The following is a 17,399-nucleotide window of genomic DNA, read 5'->3' as shown; positions in this document are numbered from 1 at the left end:
GTTAACCCGGGAAGGCCATTTTCGGCAGAACCATCACGATATCCGGGAAGACCGTGATGATGGCGACCGTCGCCACAAGCAGGAAGAAGAAGGGCAGCGAGGCGCGCGCGACCGTCAGGCTATCACGCCCGCTCATCGTCTGCAGGACGAAGAGGTTAAAGCCGACCGGCGGCGATACCTCGGCCATCTCGACGATCAGCACCAGAAAGATGCCGAACCAGATGAGATCGAAGCCCGCCTGCTGGATCATCGGCAGCACCACCACCGTCGTCAGCACGATCATCGACAGGCCATCGAGGGCGGCACCCAGCAGGATATACATGACCGTCAGCACGGCGATCAGTGCATAGGGGCTGAGATCGAAACTCTCCACCCAGGAGGCGAGAGCGTTCGGAATGCCGGTATAGCCCATGGCGATCGACATGAAGCCCGCGCCCGTCAGGATCAGCATGATCATGCAGGTGAGCCGGGTCGCGCCCATGACGCTGTCCCAGAAGGATTTCCAGGTCAGCGAACGGGACCATGCGGCGATCGCCAGCGATCCCAGCACGCCCCAGGCGGCGCATTCGGTTGCCGTCGCCCAACCGAGCAGCAGGGTTGCGAAGACCAAGGCAATGAGAAGGGCCACCGGGATGAGGTTTGCGGACTCCTTCAGCTTCTCTCTGAAGCTCATCTTCGGCGGCGCGGGCGGCGTCTTGTCCGGGTTCATGAGCGACCAGACGGCGATATAGCCGGAATAGAGCGCCATCACGATCAAGCTCGGCAGGAAGCCCGCAAGGAATATCTGGATGATCGAGACGTTCGCCGCAACGGCATAGACGACCATGGTGATCGACGGCGGAATGAGGATGCCGAGCGTGCCGGCACCGGCGAGCGAGCCGAGGCTCACCATCTCGTCATAGCCGCGCTTCTTCAATTCCGGCAGGGCGATCTTGGCGATCATCGCGGTCGTGGCCGCCGAGGAGCCGGAGATCGAGCCGAACAGGCCGCAACCCAGCACGTTCACATGCATCAGCCGGCCCGGCAGCCAGCCGAGCCAGGGCGACAGGCCGCGGAACATCTCTTCCGAAAGCCGCGTCCGAAACAGGATTTCGCCCATCCAGATGAACAGGGGAAGAGCTGCCAGCGACCAGGAGGCGCTGCCGCTCCAGGAATTGGTGGCAAGCACCGCGCCGATCGGAATGCCCTGCACGAAGAGCATGGCGATCCAGCCGCAGATCAGGAGCGCAATGCCTATCCAGACACCGCCCGTCAGCAGCGCCAGCAGGGCAAACAGAACGATGCCCGCGATTTCAACGAGTTCCAGCGTTCCCATCGATCATGCCCCGCTCTGGATGGCGCGTTCGATGACTTCCTCGGCGGTTTCCGGCGCCGGTTTCTCATATCGCGGCATGCCGCCGAAAAGCACATGCACAAGCTCATCCACGAAGGCGATCGCCAGGATGACAAGCCCTCCACAGAAGCCGAGCTGAGGGATCCACAAGGGAACCGCGATGACACCCTGGGACAGATCGTTGAAGCGGAACGAGGTCCGCGTCATGTCGACCGCGTACCAGGCGAAATAGATGACGGCCGCGGTGCCGATCGCCAGCGCGACCACTTCCATGACTTGCCGCATGGGCCCTTTGATCCGCTCGATCAGCAGACCGACCCGGATCATCTCGCCGGATCGGAACGTATGCGCAAGGCCGAGGAAGGCGGTTGCCGCCATGCACCAGGAGGCGAAATCATCACCCGCCGGCACGTCGATCCCGAGCGGACGCCCGGCCGAAAGCGCCAGCATGATGAGAAAGATCGCAATCAGGAAAAGCCCGGCCAGCCAGCCGGAGACGAGATAGAGGCCGTCGAGCGACTTTCGGAGCCATTCCGGCAGGACGCTGTGACGCGGATCAACGGAGGACATGCGACGTCCTCCCGGCACATGCACGGCATAAGATCATGATCGGCTCCCCTCGGTTGCCGTTGTCAGGCAGGCTCTTTACGGCCTTTTGCCCTTTCGACAGGCATGATGCTTCAATGGGCATTTTCCTGTCAACTAAACATTGACGTTTTATCGACGAACTGTTTTCGTTGCCAAAACGGTTTCCAATAAGAGGCGGAACATGAGCAGCGGCAAATGGGATTTCTGGATCGATCGCGGCGGCACCTTTACCGATGTCGTCGGACGCAAGCCGGATGGATCGCTCACCGCGCACAAGGTGCTTTCCGAAAATCCCGAAGCCTATCGGGATGCCGCCGTGCATGGCATCCGCGAACTGCTCGACATACCCGCGGGCGCGCCGATCCCATCCGAACTCATCGGCGCGGTGAAGATGGGCACCACCGTCGCCACCAATGCGTTGCTCGAGCGCAAGGGCGAACGGACGCTGCTCGTGACTACCCGCGGCTTCCGCGATGCGCTGGCTATCGGCTATCAGGCGCGCGCCGATATCTTCGCCAAGAAGATCATCAAACCGGAACTACTCTATTCCGCTGTCGTCGAGGTAGACGAGCGCATGCGCGCCGACGGCACGGTGGAAGCCGCCCCTGAGGAGGCGGCAATCCGCAAGGAGTTGCAACAGCAGTTCGACGCCGGCCTTCGCGCGGTCGCCATCGTCTTCATACATGCCTACCGCTACCCGGCTCATGAACAGCTCGTCGCCCGCATCGCCCGCGAGATCGGCTATACCCAGGTCTCCGTCAGTCATGAGGTTTCGCCGCTCATCAAACTGGTCGGCCGGGGCGATACGACGGTTGTCGACGCCTATCTCTCATCGATACTGCGGCGCTACGTCGACCAGGTGGCGGGCGAACTCGGTGCCGACGAAGAGAACGGCCCGCAACTGATGTTCATGCAATCCTCGGGCGGGCTTACCGCCGCGCGCCTCTTCCAGGGCAAGGATGCGATCCTCTCGGGTCCGGCCGGCGGCGTGGTCGGCGCTGTCGAAACCTCCCGACTTGCCGGCTTCGAACGCATGATCGGCTTCGACATGGGCGGCACGTCGACGGATGTCTCCCATTACGACGGCGAGCTAGAGCGGTCCTTCGAAACGGAAGTCGCCGGCGTGCGCATGCGCGCGCCGATGATGTCGATCCATACGGTCGCAGCCGGCGGCGGCTCGATCCTGCATTTCGAAAATGGCCGCTTCCGCGTCGGGCCTGACTCGGCGGGCGCCAATCCGGGGCCGAAGGCCTATCGTCGCGGCGGGCCGCTCACCGTCACCGACGCCAACGTCATGCTCGGCAAGCTCTCGCCGGAGCTCTTTCCGTCGATTTTCGGTCCGAACCGCGACCAGCCGCTCGATGCGGACGCAGTACGGGCCGCCTTCGAGGAGATGGCGAAGGTGATCGGCGACGGCCGCACGCCGGAAGAGGTGGCCGACGGTTTTCTCGCCATCGCTGTGGAGAACATGGCCAACGCGGTGAAGAAGATCAGCGTGCAGCGCGGCTACGACGTGACCCAATATGTGCTCACCTCCTTTGGCGGCGCCGGTGGCCAGCATGCCTGCCTGACGGCCGATGCGCTCGGCATATCGACCGTGCTGATCCATCCGTTCTCAGGCATTCTTTCAGCTTATGGCATGGGGCTCGCCGATATCCGCGCCACCCGCCAGCGCACCATCTCCGAAGGACTGGCGGAAGCACTCGAAACGCTTGTCCCGATCCGCGAGGAACTTACCGCCAGCGTTCTGGTAGAGATGACAAGCCAAGGCGTTTCCGAAGCCGATACCGACGTTCTGCACCGGGCGCATCTGCGCTATCAGGGCACGGACACGACCCTGCCCGTCACCTTGAGCAGCCCCGCCGAAATGACCGCAGCCTTCGAGACTGCGCATAGAAAGCAGTTCGGCTTCATATTCGAGAACCGCGAGATCATCTTCGAGGCTTACGAAGTCGAGGCGATCGGCGGCGGCGCCGATTCCGCCGAGCCGGAATTCCCGCTCGAAACGTCGGCACCGGCCGCAGCGGAGGAGACGAAATTCTTCTCCGGCGGCGCGTGGCGCGAAGCGCCGGTCTACAAGCGAAGCGGCATCAAGCCCGGTGCCCGCGCGAGCGGGCCATGCCTCATCATCGAACCGCACCAGACGATCGTGGTGGAGGACGGCTGGGCCTTCGAGATCACCAGGCTCAATCATGTCGTGCTGAACCGCGTGGCGGCGCTTTCCCGCGCCAAGCCGATCGGTACAGAGGCCGATCCGGTGCTGCTGGAGGTCTTCAACAATCTCTTCATGTCGATCGCCGAGCAGATGGGCGTGACGCTGCAGAACACCGCCTCCTCGGTCAACATCAAGGAACGGCTCGATTTCTCCTGCGCGGTCTTTGACGCCAGTGGCGCGCTGGTGGCGAACGCGCCGCATATGCCGGTGCATCTCGGCTCCATGGACCGTTCGGTGGAGACGGTCATCGCCGCCAATAAGGGCAGGATTCGCCCCGGCGATGTCTTCGCGCTGAATGCGCCCTACAACGGCGGCACGCATCTGCCGGATATTACCGTCGTGACGCCAGTGTTCGATGGTGGGGGCAAGGACATCCTCTTCTACGTCGCCTCGCGTGGCCACCATGCGGATGTCGGCGGTACTGCACCGGGCTCGATGACCCCGCTCGCCACGACAGTGGATGAAGAGGGCGTGCTCTTCGACAACGTGCTGCTCGTGGACCAAGGCCGTTTCGACGAGGCGAGCATCACGAAACTCCTTTCCGAGCATCCCTACCCGGCCCGCAACGTCGCCCAGAACGTCGCGGACTTGCGCGCCCAGATCGCCGCCAACGAGAAGGGCGTATACGAGATGCGCAAGATGATAGCGCAATTCGGCCTCGACGTGGTGCAGGCCTATATGGGGCATGTGCAGGATAATGCGGAAGAGAGCGTCCGTCGCGTCATCGAGAAACTGAGCGATGCGGAGTTTTCCTACTCCACTGACCAAGGCAGCACGATCAAGGTCAAGATCAGCGTTGATCGCGAAAGGCGCGAGGCTACCGTCGATTTCACCGGCACGAGCCCGCAGCAGAAGAACAACTTCAATGCGCCGGAACCCGTCACACGCGCCGCCGTGCTCTATGTCTTCCGCGTCATGGTGGAAAGCTCGATTCCCATGAACGCCGGTTGCCTGAGACCTATCCGCATCATCGTGCCTGAAGGATCGATGCTGAAGCCGCAATATCCGGCCGCCGTCGTCGCCGGGAATGTGGAGACCAGCCAGCATGTGACCAATGCACTGTTCGGCGCGCTCGGCTCTCTGGCCGCCAGCCAGGGAACCATGAACAATCTGACCTTCGGCAACGAGATCTACCAGTATTACGAAACGCTGTGCTCGGGCTCGCCGGCCGGCCAATTCAACGACGGGACGGGGTTTGCCGGCACGGATGCCGTGCACGTTCACATGACCAATTCGCGCCTCACCGATCCGGAAATTCTCGAGACGCGCTACCCAGTGCTGCTGGAAGATTTCCATATCCGGGAAAATTCGGGCGGCAGGGGGGAATTCGCCGCCGGCAACGGCACGAAACGCACGATCCGCTTTCTGGAAAGGATGGATTGCGCCATTCTTTCCTCACACCGGACGATCCGCCCGCACGGGCTGGCGGGCGGCGAAGCAGGAGAGCTGGGCCGGACCACCGTGCGGCGCCTCGACGGTACGTTCGAAGAGCTCGGCGGCTGCGCCCAGACCGTCATCGAAGCGGGCGAGGCTGTTACAGTCCAGACGCCGACGGCAGGGGGCTATGGCAAAATCGCTTGATCTGCCGTAACCGGAAGGCATGAAACAGGTTGCGATCATCGGCGGAGGCCCGGCGGGACTGATGGCGGCGGAGGTGCTTTCCGCCGCCGGCCTCGGCGTCACCGTTTACGAGGCGATGCCGACCTTCGGGCGGAAATTCCTGCTCGCGGGAAAATCCGGGCTCAACATCACGCATTCGGAAGAGTTCTTGAAATTCGCCGAGCGCTTCGGCAAGGCTTCTGAGCGTCTGCGGCCCTCCCTCGAGGCATTTACCCCAAGCGACGTGCGGGAATGGGCCGCCGGCCTCGGCACGGAAACCTTCGTCGGCACGTCCGGCCGCGTCTTTCCGAAAGCCATGAAGGCTTCGCCGCTGCTGCGGGCATGGCTGAAGCGGCTGGAGGCCCAGGGCGTGGCGCTGAAAACCCGTCATCGCTGGGTCGGTTTCGACGGAAACAGCTATCGTTTCGAGACGCCGGGCGGTGAGATCACCATGCGACCGGATGCGACGCTTCTCGCGCTCGGCGGCGCGAGCTGGCCGAAGCTGGGCTCGGATGCCGCCTGGGTAGGCCGGCTCCGGGAAAAGGATATTGCGGTCCGCGATCTCGAGCCCGCCAATTGCGGCTTCGATGTCGCCTGGAGCGAGACGTTCCGGGAACGATTTGCCGGCGAACCGCTGAAATCCGTCGCCGCAACTTCGAATGCGGGCACCTTTCAGGGCGAATTCGTGATCTCGAGGCATGGCGTCGAGGGAAGCCTGGTCTACGCCCATTCGGCGGCGCTGCGCGATTGCCTTTCGGAGCGAGGTCAGGCCTCGCTCCTTCTCGACCTGATGCCAGGGCGCACCGTCGAGCGCATTCAACGCGATCTCGCGCGGCAGGATACCAAGGCGAGCTTTTCCAACCGGCTGCGCAAGCGGACGGGGCTGGAAGGCGTGAAGGCCGCTCTTCTGCGCGAGCTTGTGTCCGATGCCAATCGCATGCCCCCGGAAGAACTCGCGAAACTCATCAAGGCTCTGCCGATCCCACTCCTTCGCCCCCGTCCGATCGCGGAAGCCATTTCGTCTGCCGGTGGCGTGGCCTGGAGCGAAATTGACGAAAACTACATGCTGAAAGCCATGCCCGGCCTCTTTGCCGCCGGCGAGATGCTGGATTGGGAGGCGCCGACCGGCGGCTATCTGCTCACCGCCTGTTTCGCCACCGGGCGTGCGGCGGCGCGCGGAATAGCGGCATGGCTCGCACGACGGTGATAGGCGGCCACATTGACATCGGCTGTATCCGGCTGCGACACAGGCGGCCATGTTCCTGATCTCGAAAATCTTCTGGCTCGTCGCCCAGCCGCTCTCGATCGCATTCCTGCTTGCCGTTCTTGCCGCCCTTCTCGGCTTTTTCGGCTGGCGTAAATTCTCCGGCGCCGCATCGCTGCTGGCAGCACTCGTGCTCTTCGTGACACTCTATACGACCAGCGGGGCGGTCGCCCTTCAGGTTCTGGAAAACCGCTTTGCAAAGCCATCCGCCGATCCCGCCGAGCTTTCCTGCATCATTGTGCTCGGCGGAGCGCTCGAAAACGAGGTGACAACCTCCCGCGGCGGCACGGAATTCAACCAGGCCGCCGATCGTTACGTCGAGACATTGCGGCTTGCGCTCAAATATCCGCAGGCCCGTATCCTGGTTTCGGGCGGCGACGGATCGCTCAGCGGCGAGTACGAGGGTGAATCGGAAGCCTCTGAACGCTTCTTCGCCGCCTTCGGCATCTCGCCCGACCGGCTCGTCAAGGAGAACGCGTCGCGCACGACCTACGAGAACACGCGACAGACCTCGGAACTGCTGGCGCGGGAGGACTTGAGCGATTGCCTGCTCGTGACCTCCGCCTTCCATATGCCGCGGGCGATGGGTCTCTTCCGCAAGGCGGGCATATCGGTCACTCCCTGGCCGACCGATTACCGCACAAGCGGCATCGCGACGCTTTCGCCCGATTTCACCCAACCGACATCCAATGCGCAACTCACCGCGACCGCCATGCGCGAATGGATCGGACTTCTCGCCTATTACCTGACCGGCCGCATCGACCAGATCTTCCCGCGCTGAGGTCTCACTTCTTGGAGATGGTGACGAAGCGGCCGCCGCGAACACGAACGCGCATCACGCAGGGCTCCGTGTCGGTCCGGTCGCAAAAACGCGGGTGCATCTTCAACATGAAAACCATGTTGCCGAAATATTTGACGAAGTCGTAGCCGTAGATCCGGGCTGTGGCGATCATGAAGTAGCCGCCCTCCTTGGCCTGAAGATAGAAATTATAGGGGCAGCCGTCCTCATCGCAGGCAGAGCCTTTCGCGCCGTTGCAGGTGAGTTCGGCATGATTGGCCACCGCATCGATAATGCCATCGTTGTTGATGTCGAAGCGCCTGATGAAATCGGGGCCGAAATCGGCCGTCCCGCATTGCTGGCGGAAGTGATCCTTCTCGTAGATTTCCGGATCGCTCAGCAACTGCTGCTGGGCAAATGAGCTGGCAGGAACGAAGACGAGCGCGGCCAGGTACAGGGCGACGACCAAAAACTTCTTCACGGCGGTCATTCCTCGAAATTTCATCTGTTTAAAGCTGGCCGCCCCGGATGACGGGCATGGCTGGCGATGCGTATGCTACGGCCGCGCACTTGCGCGACGCTTGCTCGCGTTTGGAAGGGAGACTGAAATGTTCCTGCTGACGGTTCTCGATTATGCGGGGATTGCTGTCTTCGCCGCGACGGGCGCGCTCGCAGCTTCTCGAAAACAGCTCGATCTCATCGGCTTTCTGTTCTTCGCGGCCATGACCGGGCTCGGCGGCGGAACCGTGCGCGATCTTGTGCTCGGCTTAAATCCGGTATTCTGGGTGGACGATCCCACCCATATCCTCGTCTGTGTGCTGATAGGTATCCTCCTGTTCTTCACGGCCCATCGGGTAGAGTCACGCTATCGGCTGCTGATCTGGCTCGATGCCGTGGGGCTTGCCGCCTACAGCGTCATTGGCGCGGACAAAGGACTTGCCGCCACCGGCTCCACGACCATCGCCATTATCATGGGAGCGCTCACCGCGACTTTCGGCGGCATCATGCGCGATCTCATTGCCCACGAGCCTTCCGTGCTGCTTCGGCCGGAAATCTATATCACCGCGGCGCTTGCCGGCGCATGCGGCTTCACAGCCGGCCAGGCGCTTGGCCTACCGGAATATCTAAGCTTGGCGCTGGGAGTCACGGTCGCATTCGGGCTACGCGGCGGCGCGATCCACTACGGCTGGACCTTGCCGCGCTACAAGCCGCGGCCCGGAAGACTTCCGGAGGATTCATTGAAGAACCGGGATAGGTAAGGACCGTCAGGCCCTTTTTTCCCTCAGGCGGATGATGACGTCCACATGGGCTATTTCCATGCCCTCGGGAGCCTCAGGCAGATTTCCGATCGCGATATTGCTGACGGGAATATCGAGCACCTCGTTTCGGCCCTCCACGAAGAAATGGTGGTGATCGGAAACATTGGTGTCGAAATAGGTCTTGGCGCTCTCGACGGCGAGCACTCTGATCATACCGGCTTCGGTAAACTGATGCAGCGTGTTGTAGACCGTCGCCAGCGAAACCGGAACGCCGGCCGATTGAGCCTCCTCATGGAGCTCCTCGACCGTCAGGTGGCGGTCTCCCTTCGCGAACAGGAGATCGGCAAGCGCTACGCGCTGACGCGTCGGACGCAGCCCGCAATCGCGCAGTCTCGTCTCGATGTCGGTGGCGGCTTCTGCCATAGTGCCGGTGAGCTCCTGAATCCCGAGGGTTACGTTGTATCTTGACTTTCGGATATAACTTTTACGGCAGGCGCTTTCAATAGTTCGCAAGGGGCAGCTCGGGCCGGCGGCGGCTAAAAACGCGTTATTTGGGCACTTTGCCTCTGGTTTGCATCGATGGCTTCCTATATGCGGACCTGAGTGGGCAAGGTCTCCGCCCCGCCCTTCGGGTGGAGCCTGGCTATCGTCGAGCTTCATTTTCTGCCGATCTTGCTCTAAAGCTTCGGGGCGACGGCAAGAGGGGGTACAGGAAATTTAATGGAAACCAGACAGTCCAGCTTCACCTACGAAGAACTCCTCGCCTGTGCACATGGCGAACTGTTCGGACCTGGCAATGCGCAGTTGCCCCTGCCGCCCATGCTGATGGTACACCGAATCACGGATATATCGGAAACGGGCGGTGCCTTCGACAAGGGCTATCTTCGCGCCGAATACGACGTGCGTCCCGAAGACTGGTATTTCCCTTGCCATTTCGAAGGCAACCCGATCATGCCGGGCTGCCTTGGCCTGGACGGCATGTGGCAGTTGACCGGTTTCTTCCTCGGCTGGCTGGGTGAAGAAGGCCGCGGCATGGCGCTTTCGACCGGCGAAGTGAAGTTCAAGGGCATGGTCCGTCCGCATACGAAGCTGCTGGAATACGGCATCGACTTCAAGCGCGTCATGCGTGGTCGCCTGGTGCTGGGTACCGCCGACGGCTGGCTGAAGGCAGACGGCGAAACCATTTATCAGGCGACCGATCTTCGCGTGGGTCTGTCGAAAGACAAGGTGGCCTGACCGGCCCCTGTCCAACCGCAACAGTCAAAAGGTCCGAGAAATGAGACGGGTAGTTGTTACAGGTCTCGGTATCGTTTCCTCCATCGGAAGCGACGCCGCTGAAGTCACCGAATCCCTGCGCCACACGAAATCCGGCATTTCCTTCTCGCCGGATTTCGCCGAGCACGGCTTCAAGTGCCAGGTCTGGGGCAGGCCGACGCTCGATCCGACCGACCTGGTCGATCGACGCGCCATGCGCTTCCTGTCGCAAGGCGGCGCCTGGAACCATGTCGCCATGAAACAGGCGATCGCCGATTCCGGCCTGGAGGAGAAGGACTACAGCGAGAACGAGCGCACCGGCATCATCATGGGTTCGGGCGGGCCTTCCACCCGCACGCTGATCGAAGCTGCCGACATCACCATCAAGAACAACAGCCCGAAGCGGATCGGGCCCTTCGCCGTGCCGAAGGCCATGTCCTCGACGGCTTCGGCCACGCTCGCCACCTGGTTCAAGATCCACGGCGTCAATTATTCCATCTCCTCGGCCTGCTCCACCTCGGCCCATTGCATCGGCAATGCCGCTGAAATGATCCAATGGGGCAAGCAGGACGTGATGTTCGCCGGCGGACACGAGGACCTCGACTGGACCATGTCGAACCTCTTCGATGCCATGGGCGCCATGTCCACCAAGTACAACGACCAGGCGGAAAAGGCCTCTCGCGCCTATGACGTCGATCGGGACGGCTTCGTCATCGCCGGCGGCGCGGGCGTGCTCGTCCTCGAGGAACTGGAACATGCCAAGGCACGCGGCGCGAAGATCTACGCCGAAATCACCGGCTATGGCGCGACCTCGGACGGCTACGACATGGTAGCTCCGTCGGGCGAAGGCGCGGTGCGCTGCATGCGGCAGGCGCTTTCGACCGTCAAGGGCGAGATCGACTACATCAACACGCACGGCACCTCGACGCCGGTGGGTGACAGCAAGGAAATCGGCGCCATCCGCCAAGTTTTCGGGACCAAGGTTCCCCATATTCAATCGACAAAGTCGCTGACCGGCCATTCGCTCGGCGCGGCGGGCGTGCAGGAATCGATCTACGGCTTGCTGATGATGCAGGAGCGCTTCATCGGCGAAAGCGCCCATATCGAAAACCTCGATCCGGAATTCGACGGTGTCCCGATCGTCCGCAAGCGCATCGACGATGCCAAGATCGACACCATCCTCTCCAACTCCTTCGGCTTCGGCGGCACCAATGCCACCCTCGTCTTCCAGCGCTTCAATGGTTAACTCGATGACGGGACTTATGCAGGGCAAGCGCGGCCTCATCATGGGGGTCGCCAACAATCATTCCATCGCCTGGGGCATTTCGAAGGCCGTCGCCGCGCAGGGCGCAGAACTCGCCTTCACCTTTCAGGGCGAGGCGCTCGGCAAACGCGTGAAGCCGCTTGCCGCCGAACTGGGCTCGGATTTCGTCCTGCCCTGCGATGTCGAGGACATCGCGTCCGTCGATGCCACCTTCGCTTCCATCAAGGAGCGCTGGGGCAAGCTCGATTTTCTGGTGCACGCGATCGGCTTTTCGGACAAGAACGAGCTGAAGGGTCTCTACGCGGACACCACGCGCGCGAACTTCAGCCGGACCATGGTGATCTCCTGCTTCTCGTTCACGGAAGTCGCCAAGCGCGCCGCGGATCTGATGACGGATGGCGGGTCGATGCTGACCCTCACCTATGGCGGTTCGGTGCGGGTCATCCCGAACTATAACGTCATGGGCGTTGCCAAGGCGGCGCTCGAATCTTCGGTACGCTATCTGGCAGCCGATTACGGTCCGAACAATATCCGCGTCAACGCGATTTCCGCCGGTCCGGTCCGCACCCTCGCGGGCGCGGGCATTTCCGATGCGCGGGCCATGTACTCCTGGAACCAGAAGAACGCACCGCTGCGCCGCACGGCGACAATCGAGGATATCGGCGGCTCGGCGCTCTACCTTCTCTCCGGCCTATCGAATGGCGTGACCGGTGAAATCCACTATGTGGATGCGGGCTACAACATAACCTCGCTGCCGACGCTTGAGCGGCTGCGCCACGCCGACGCGGAATAAACCGGCGTGAGGAGATGCCCGCTTCGGCGGGCTTCCCGGTTCACAGGAGTGCAACATCTCGCACTTGGCGGCTTCGGCCGTTTTAGCCACCCTTGGCTCAACGCGTTTCAACGCTAAATGGAAACGCTGTGACAATGGAGTGTGGCGATGGTGACAAGTCCCGTATTGGAAAACCAGCGTCCGATAGCGACGGGAGCGATGATCGTCGCGCTGCGCGACGATGCCGACCTAGCGGACTGCGTCCGTATCATGGAGCGGCAGACGGAATCTGAGGTCAGCGTCAGCACATTCGGCGGGCAAGAAAACGCCGCCATCTCCGCGGACAAGGTGACGTTTTTCCCCGAATTGCAGACCGCCTTCATTCCTCGCGCAATTGCGGCGCGGCATGCATCCAGGATGATCGAGCTCGTCAACGAGGAAGCGATCCTCGAAGCCCGGCCGGAATTCTTCGTCTTCCTCCAGCAGCAGTACGTCGACAGTCAGGATTCGACATGGGGCATAGCGGCTGTCGGCGCACATGAGACCTCCCTTACCGGGGAAGGCATCAAGATCGCCGTTCTCGATACAGGAATCGATCTGAAGCATCCCGATTTTGCGGAGCGCACCATCGTCACGCAGAGCTTCGTCGCCGGCGAAACGGTAAACGATCAGCAGGGCCACGGCACCCATTGCGCCGGAACAGCGGCAGGCAAGGCGGTCGATCCAGGCGTTCCCCGCTACGGTGTGGCGCCCGATGCGAGCCTCTTCGTCGGCAAGATCCTCAACAATCGAGGTTTCGGGACCGAAGGCGATATCATCAACGGAATGAACTGGGCGATCGGCCAGAAGTGCGAAGTCATCTCGATGTCTGTCGGCGGCCCGGTGAGGCCAGGTGAACGCCACAGTCTTCTCTACGAGCGGATCGGAAAGCTCGCGCTCAGAAATGGCAGCCTCATCGTCGCGGCTGCCGGCAACGAAAGCAACCGTAGCCTGGGCTTCATCGCCCCGGTCGCAAGCCCGGCCAATGCGCCAAGCATCCTCGCAGTCGGAGCGGTCGACGGAGCTCTCGACGTGGCATCGTTTTCCTCCGGCGGCGTCAATCCCGAGGGCGGCGAGGTCGATATCGCAGCTCCCGGCGTCGGCATCTTCTCGAGCGTTCCCCTTCCGCAGAAATACCGGACCCTGATGGGCACCAGCATGGCCTGCCCGCATGTTGCCGGCGTGGCGGCGCTCTGGGCGCAATCGGACCCGTCGCTGCGCGGCAGTGCGCTCTGGTCGGCCCTGCAGCAGAATGCAAAAGCTCTGGCCCTGGAAAGCCGCGACGTCGGTTCTGGCCTCGTGCAGGCGCCGAAGACACGGGGCGGCCAACGACAAGTTTGAATGCCTACCGCAGAGGGGCTATATTGGCATGGAGGCGAGCGTGGTTTCACGCCTCGTCGCATGAAATTCGGGCATCCTGATCACCCGATACGGGGCGGAAAGCCTATCGCCATGAAAAGCTTGTACTATTCCATCGTCGTCGACGAGACGCATCTCACGCAGACGAACTCGATCGCCGAGGCGGCAAGCGCCCGCGGCTTCGAGGTCAGGCAAGTCGTATCGGAGATCGGCGCGATCTTCGGCTGCGCCGATCAGGCAACGCTCGAGCGATTGCAGCAGATTCCCGGCGTCGAAGAGATACGGCCCTGCGAGGACTTCCAGCTTCCGACATTCGATCCTTCCACGCCGCAGTAGAGCTATCTCAGCCTCAGCGCTTCGCCCACAATACCTTGAAGCGGGCATTGCGGCAGGTTTCTCCATGCTCGCGGAATTCGCTCGCAAGCACCGGCTCGTAAGGAAGGCCCCGATTGGCCACCAGCAATAGACGCCCCCCGCCCCTGAGAGCGGAAGCGGCAGCGCGGATCATCGCTCTGCCAAGTTCCGGATCGGCGGCTTGCGCCTCGTGAAAGGGAGGATTCATGACGATAAGGTCATATTTTTCCCTTACCGGCTCGCCGCCCAGGTCGTGCCAGAAGAAACGCGCATGCAGATCCGGGCAGTTGCGGGCGAGATTCTTCTTCGCGAACTCCAGCGCCCGATGATCCGCTTCATAGAGATCGATGCGGTTCACTCGCGGAGATTTCTCCGCCAGCATGACCGAGAGATAGCCCCAACCGGCGCCGAAATCGGCGGCATTGCCGTCGAAATCCGTCGGCAGGCGGCCTGCGAGCAGTTCGGAGCCGGCATCGACGCGATCATGCGAGAACATGCCGGGTGCAGCCTCGTAGCGGGCCTCGATCACGTCCGATGATTTCTTCAAAGCCGTGACGGCCGCCTCGACATTCTCCGGCCGTGCGAACCAGATCGCGACACCGTGGTACTTCGGCGTGTAATCGAGTTCGATACCGAGCTTCAGAAGCGTATTCCTCAGCGGCTGGATGCCATCTTCCTTGCCCCCGGCGATCACAATCATACCGCCTGCTCTGACGCGTTCCAGCGCTTCCGCAACGCGGTTCTCGTTCTCGCCGCGATGTTTGCCGCAGAGGACCAGCCCAACATCATAGCCGTCGCCCTCAGCCTCAGGGAACGCGCCTTCGCGCAGGCCGCGGAACAGCGGTCGGAACGGCTGAACGGCAGTCACCTCAGCGGCAAAGCCCTCCGGAAAGGGATGACCACCTTCCGCGCCGAGAAAGATCACACGCTCGCCCTCTCCGGGCATCGGGACCACTTCCGTGGCGAAGGGATGGAACAGGGTCTTGAGGGCGTCTCGGCTCATGGGGTCTCGATGGGTTAAGCTTCCTGATATGGAAAAGGCGCGGAAATAACTTCCGCGCCCCTATTCTTGTCGTGAAGAGGCAGGCTTACTCGGCGGCTTCGCCGTCGTCAGCCTTCTTCTTCTCCTGGGCGATTTCCTGGCCGGTGGCCTGGTCTACGACCTTCATGGACAGACGGACCTTGCCGCGCTCGTCGAAGCCCATCAGCTTGACCCAGACCTTGTCGCCTTCCTTGACCACATCGGTGGTCTTGGCAACGCGCTCGGAGGCGAGCTGAGAGATGTGGACGAGGCCGTCGCGGGCGCCGAAGAAGTTCACGAAGGCGCCGAAATCGGCGGTCTTGACGACCGTACCTTCATAGATCTGACCGACTTCCGGCTCGGCGACGATGGAGTGGATCCACTTGCGGGCCGCTTCGATCTCCTTGGCGGAAGAGGAGGCGATCTTGACGGTGCCGTCGTCTTCGATGTTGATCTTGGCGCCGGTCTTCTCGACGATCTCGCGGATGACCTTGCCGCCCGAACCGATGACTTCGCGGATCTTATCGACCGGGATGTTCATCACTTCGATACGCGGTGCAAATTCGCCGAGCTGGCCGCGGCTTTCGGAAAGAGCGTTGGCCATCTCACCGAGGATGTGCTTGCGGCCACCCTGTGCCTGGCTGAGTGCGACCTTCATGATCTCTTCGGTGATACCGGCGATCTTGATGTCCATCTGCAGCGAGGTGATGCCGTCGGCAGTACCCGCTACCTTGAAGTCCATGTCGCCGAGGTGGTCTTCGTCGCCGAGGATGTCGGAGAGAACGGCGAAACGCTCACCTTCGAGGATGAGGCCCATGGCGATGCCGGCAACCGGCTTGGCCAGCGGAACGCCGGCGTCCATCAGTGCGAGCGAGGTGCCGCAGACGGTCGCCATCGAAGACGAGCCGTTGGACTCGGTGATTTCCGAAACGACACGCAGCGTATAGGGGAACTGCTCGGCGGTCGGCAGCATCGGGCGGATAGCGCGCCATGCGAGCTTGCCGTGACCGATTTCGCGGCGGCCCGGCGAACCCATGCGGCCGGTTTCACCAACCGAATAGGGAGGGAAGTTGTAGTGGAGCAGGAAGCGCTCCTTGTACATGCCCGTCAGGCTGTCGACGTACTGCTCGTCTTCGCCGGTGCCAAGCGTGGCGACAACGATCGCCTGGGTCTCGCCGCGGGTGAAGAGGGCAGAACCGTGGGTGCGCGGCAGGAGGCCGACTTCCGAGACGATCGGACGGACGGTCTCGAGATCACGGCCGTCGATGCGGCTCTTGGTATCGAGAATGTTCCAGCGAACGATCTTCGCCTGCAGATGCTTGAAGATGGCGCCGACTTCCTCGGCAGTGTACTTCGCTTCGCCTTCCTCCGGGAAGAAATGCGCCTTGACCTTTGCCTTGACGGCATCGACGGCAGCGTAGCGATCGGCCTTCTGGGTGATCTTGTAGGCTTCGCGAAGCTCGGCTTCGAAGTGCTGGAGCATTTCGGCTTCAAGGGCGGAATAGTCTTCCGGCCGAAAGTCGCGGGGCTCCTTGGCGGCGACTTCGGCGAGCTTGATGATCGCATCGATGACCGGCTGGAAACCACGGTGGCCGAACATGACGGCGCCGAGCATGACTTCTTCGTTGAGTTCCTTGGCTTCCGACTCGACCATCAGAACCGCATCACCCGTACCGGCCACGACGAGGTCGAGGCTCGACTCGTCCATCTCGTCGAGATGCGGGTTGAGCACGTATTCGCCGTTGATGTAGCCGACGCGGGCGCCGCCGACGGGGCCCATGAACGGAACGCCGGAGAGCGTCAGCGCTGCAGAGGTCGCAACCATTGCCAGAACGTCCGGATTGTTTTCAAGGTCATGCTGGACGACGGTGACGACAACCTGCGTGTCGTTCTTGTAGCCTTCCGGGAAGAGCGGGCGGATCGGACGGTCGATCAGACGGGAAACGAGGGTTTCGTTTTCCGACGGACGGCCCTCGCGCTTGAAGTAGCCGCCCGGGATCTTGCCGGCCGCGTAGGTCTTTTCCTGATAGTTGACCGTCAAGGGGAAGAAGTCCTGGCCGGGCTTCGGAGCCTTGGCGGAAACGACGGTAGCGAGCACGACGGTCTCGCCGTAGGTGGCCAGCACCGCGCCGTCAGCCTGGCGGGCGATCTTGCCCGTTTCCAGCTTCAGCGGGCGGCCTGCCCATTCGATTTCGACAGAATGCGTATTGAACATGTCTTGTCCTTCAATGCGGGAGCACACGTCTTCGCCGAAAGGACGCAGCGCATGGTCGACCGCAATCAGTGTGACATATCATGGG

Annotated in this window: 15 protein-coding genes; 9 read left to right on the top strand and 6 right to left on the bottom strand. The window is 62.0% G+C overall.

Features of this window, described 5'->3' with window-relative positions; genetic code table 11:
• Position 1: 1 nt before the first annotated feature.
• A complete protein-coding gene (locus YH62_RS08680; protein WP_046793816.1) occupies positions 2-1,315 on the bottom strand; it encodes a TRAP transporter large permease subunit in 1,314 nt (437 codons plus the stop codon).
• A 3-nt stretch (positions 1,316-1,318) separates the two neighbouring features.
• Positions 1,319-1,903 carry a TRAP transporter small permease gene (locus YH62_RS08675; protein WP_046793815.1) on the bottom strand — a complete coding sequence of 195 codons (585 nt, stop codon included), beginning with the start codon at positions 1,901-1,903 and terminating at the stop codon, positions 1,319-1,321.
• A gap of 199 nt (positions 1,904-2,102) precedes the next feature.
• Here YH62_RS08675 and YH62_RS08670 point away from each other — a divergent pair, with 199 nt between their 5' ends.
• From YH62_RS08670 to YH62_RS08660, 3 genes are read left to right on the top strand one after another with little or no spacing between them, the layout of a single operon-like run.
• Positions 2,103-5,717 carry a hydantoinase B/oxoprolinase family protein gene (locus YH62_RS08670; protein WP_046793814.1) on the top strand — a complete coding sequence of 1,205 codons (3,615 nt, stop codon included), beginning with the start codon at positions 2,103-2,105 and terminating at the stop codon, positions 5,715-5,717.
• A 19-nt stretch (positions 5,718-5,736) separates the two neighbouring features.
• On the top strand, positions 5,737-6,942 hold the full coding sequence (locus YH62_RS08665; protein ID WP_046793813.1) for a TIGR03862 family flavoprotein: 1,206 nt from the start codon (positions 5,737-5,739) through the stop codon (positions 6,940-6,942).
• A gap of 49 nt (positions 6,943-6,991) precedes the next feature.
• Positions 6,992-7,780, top strand: coding sequence for a YdcF family protein (locus tag YH62_RS08660; protein ID WP_046793812.1), 789 nt, complete (start codon positions 6,992-6,994; stop codon positions 7,778-7,780).
• A gap of 4 nt (positions 7,781-7,784) precedes the next feature.
• Here the strand turns inward: YH62_RS08660 and YH62_RS08655 are convergent, their stop codons facing one another.
• Entirely contained in the window at positions 7,785-8,267 is a 483-nt protein-coding gene (locus tag YH62_RS08655; RefSeq protein WP_046793811.1) for a hypothetical protein, read from the bottom strand.
• Between the two features lie 118 nt (positions 8,268-8,385).
• Here YH62_RS08655 and YH62_RS08650 point away from each other — a divergent pair, with 118 nt between their 5' ends.
• Positions 8,386-9,036 carry a trimeric intracellular cation channel family protein gene (locus YH62_RS08650; protein ID WP_046793810.1) on the top strand — a complete coding sequence of 217 codons (651 nt, stop codon included), beginning with the start codon at positions 8,386-8,388 and terminating at the stop codon, positions 9,034-9,036.
• A gap of 6 nt (positions 9,037-9,042) precedes the next feature.
• Here YH62_RS08650 and irrA read toward each other — a convergent pair whose 3' ends face one another.
• The gene (gene irrA, locus YH62_RS08645; protein ID WP_046793809.1) at positions 9,043-9,459 is read right to left on the bottom strand and encodes an iron response transcriptional regulator IrrA; all 417 of its coding nucleotides are present in this window, start codon (positions 9,457-9,459) and stop codon (positions 9,043-9,045) included.
• A 297-nt stretch (positions 9,460-9,756) separates the two neighbouring features.
• Here irrA and fabA point away from each other — a divergent pair, with 297 nt between their 5' ends.
• From fabA to YH62_RS08620, 5 genes are all read left to right on the top strand, one after another.
• Positions 9,757-10,272 (top strand): 3-hydroxyacyl-[acyl-carrier-protein] dehydratase FabA, encoded by a 516-nt coding sequence (fabA, locus tag YH62_RS08640; protein ID WP_046793808.1) that lies wholly within the window; start codon positions 9,757-9,759, stop codon positions 10,270-10,272.
• A gap of 40 nt (positions 10,273-10,312) precedes the next feature.
• A complete protein-coding gene (gene fabB / locus YH62_RS08635) occupies positions 10,313-11,536 on the top strand; it encodes a beta-ketoacyl-ACP synthase I (protein ID WP_046793807.1) in 1,224 nt (407 codons plus the stop codon).
• Between the two features lie 4 nt (positions 11,537-11,540).
• Entirely contained in the window at positions 11,541-12,347 is an 807-nt protein-coding gene (gene fabI, locus YH62_RS08630; protein ID WP_046794295.1) for an enoyl-ACP reductase FabI, read from the top strand.
• A gap of 147 nt (positions 12,348-12,494) precedes the next feature.
• A complete protein-coding gene (locus tag YH62_RS08625; protein ID WP_046793806.1) occupies positions 12,495-13,706 on the top strand; it encodes a S8 family serine peptidase in 1,212 nt (403 codons plus the stop codon).
• A 111-nt stretch (positions 13,707-13,817) separates the two neighbouring features.
• Complete coding sequence (locus YH62_RS08620; protein ID WP_046793805.1) at positions 13,818-14,060, top strand: hypothetical protein; 243 nt, start codon at positions 13,818-13,820, stop codon at positions 14,058-14,060.
• A 13-nt stretch (positions 14,061-14,073) separates the two neighbouring features.
• Here YH62_RS08620 and YH62_RS08615 read toward each other — a convergent pair whose 3' ends face one another.
• Together YH62_RS08615 and pnp are read right to left on the bottom strand one after the other, a co-directional pair.
• Positions 14,074-15,081: a class I SAM-dependent methyltransferase gene (locus tag YH62_RS08615; RefSeq protein ID WP_046793804.1), complete on the bottom strand. Its 1,008-nt coding sequence runs from the start codon at positions 15,079-15,081 to the stop codon at positions 14,074-14,076.
• An 85-nt stretch (positions 15,082-15,166) separates the two neighbouring features.
• Entirely contained in the window at positions 15,167-17,314 is a 2,148-nt protein-coding gene (gene pnp / locus YH62_RS08610) for a polyribonucleotide nucleotidyltransferase (protein ID WP_046793803.1), read from the bottom strand.
• Between the last annotated feature and the right edge of the window lie 85 nt (positions 17,315-17,399).

Origin of the sequence: Rhizobium sp. LC145 (genome assembly GCF_001005825.1) — a bacterium.
In the GTDB taxonomy this organism is placed as follows: domain Bacteria; phylum Pseudomonadota; class Alphaproteobacteria; order Rhizobiales; family Rhizobiaceae; genus Neorhizobium.
The sequence above is the reverse complement of the archived record's forward strand: the minus strand, read 5'-3'. Positions and strand labels throughout refer to the sequence as shown.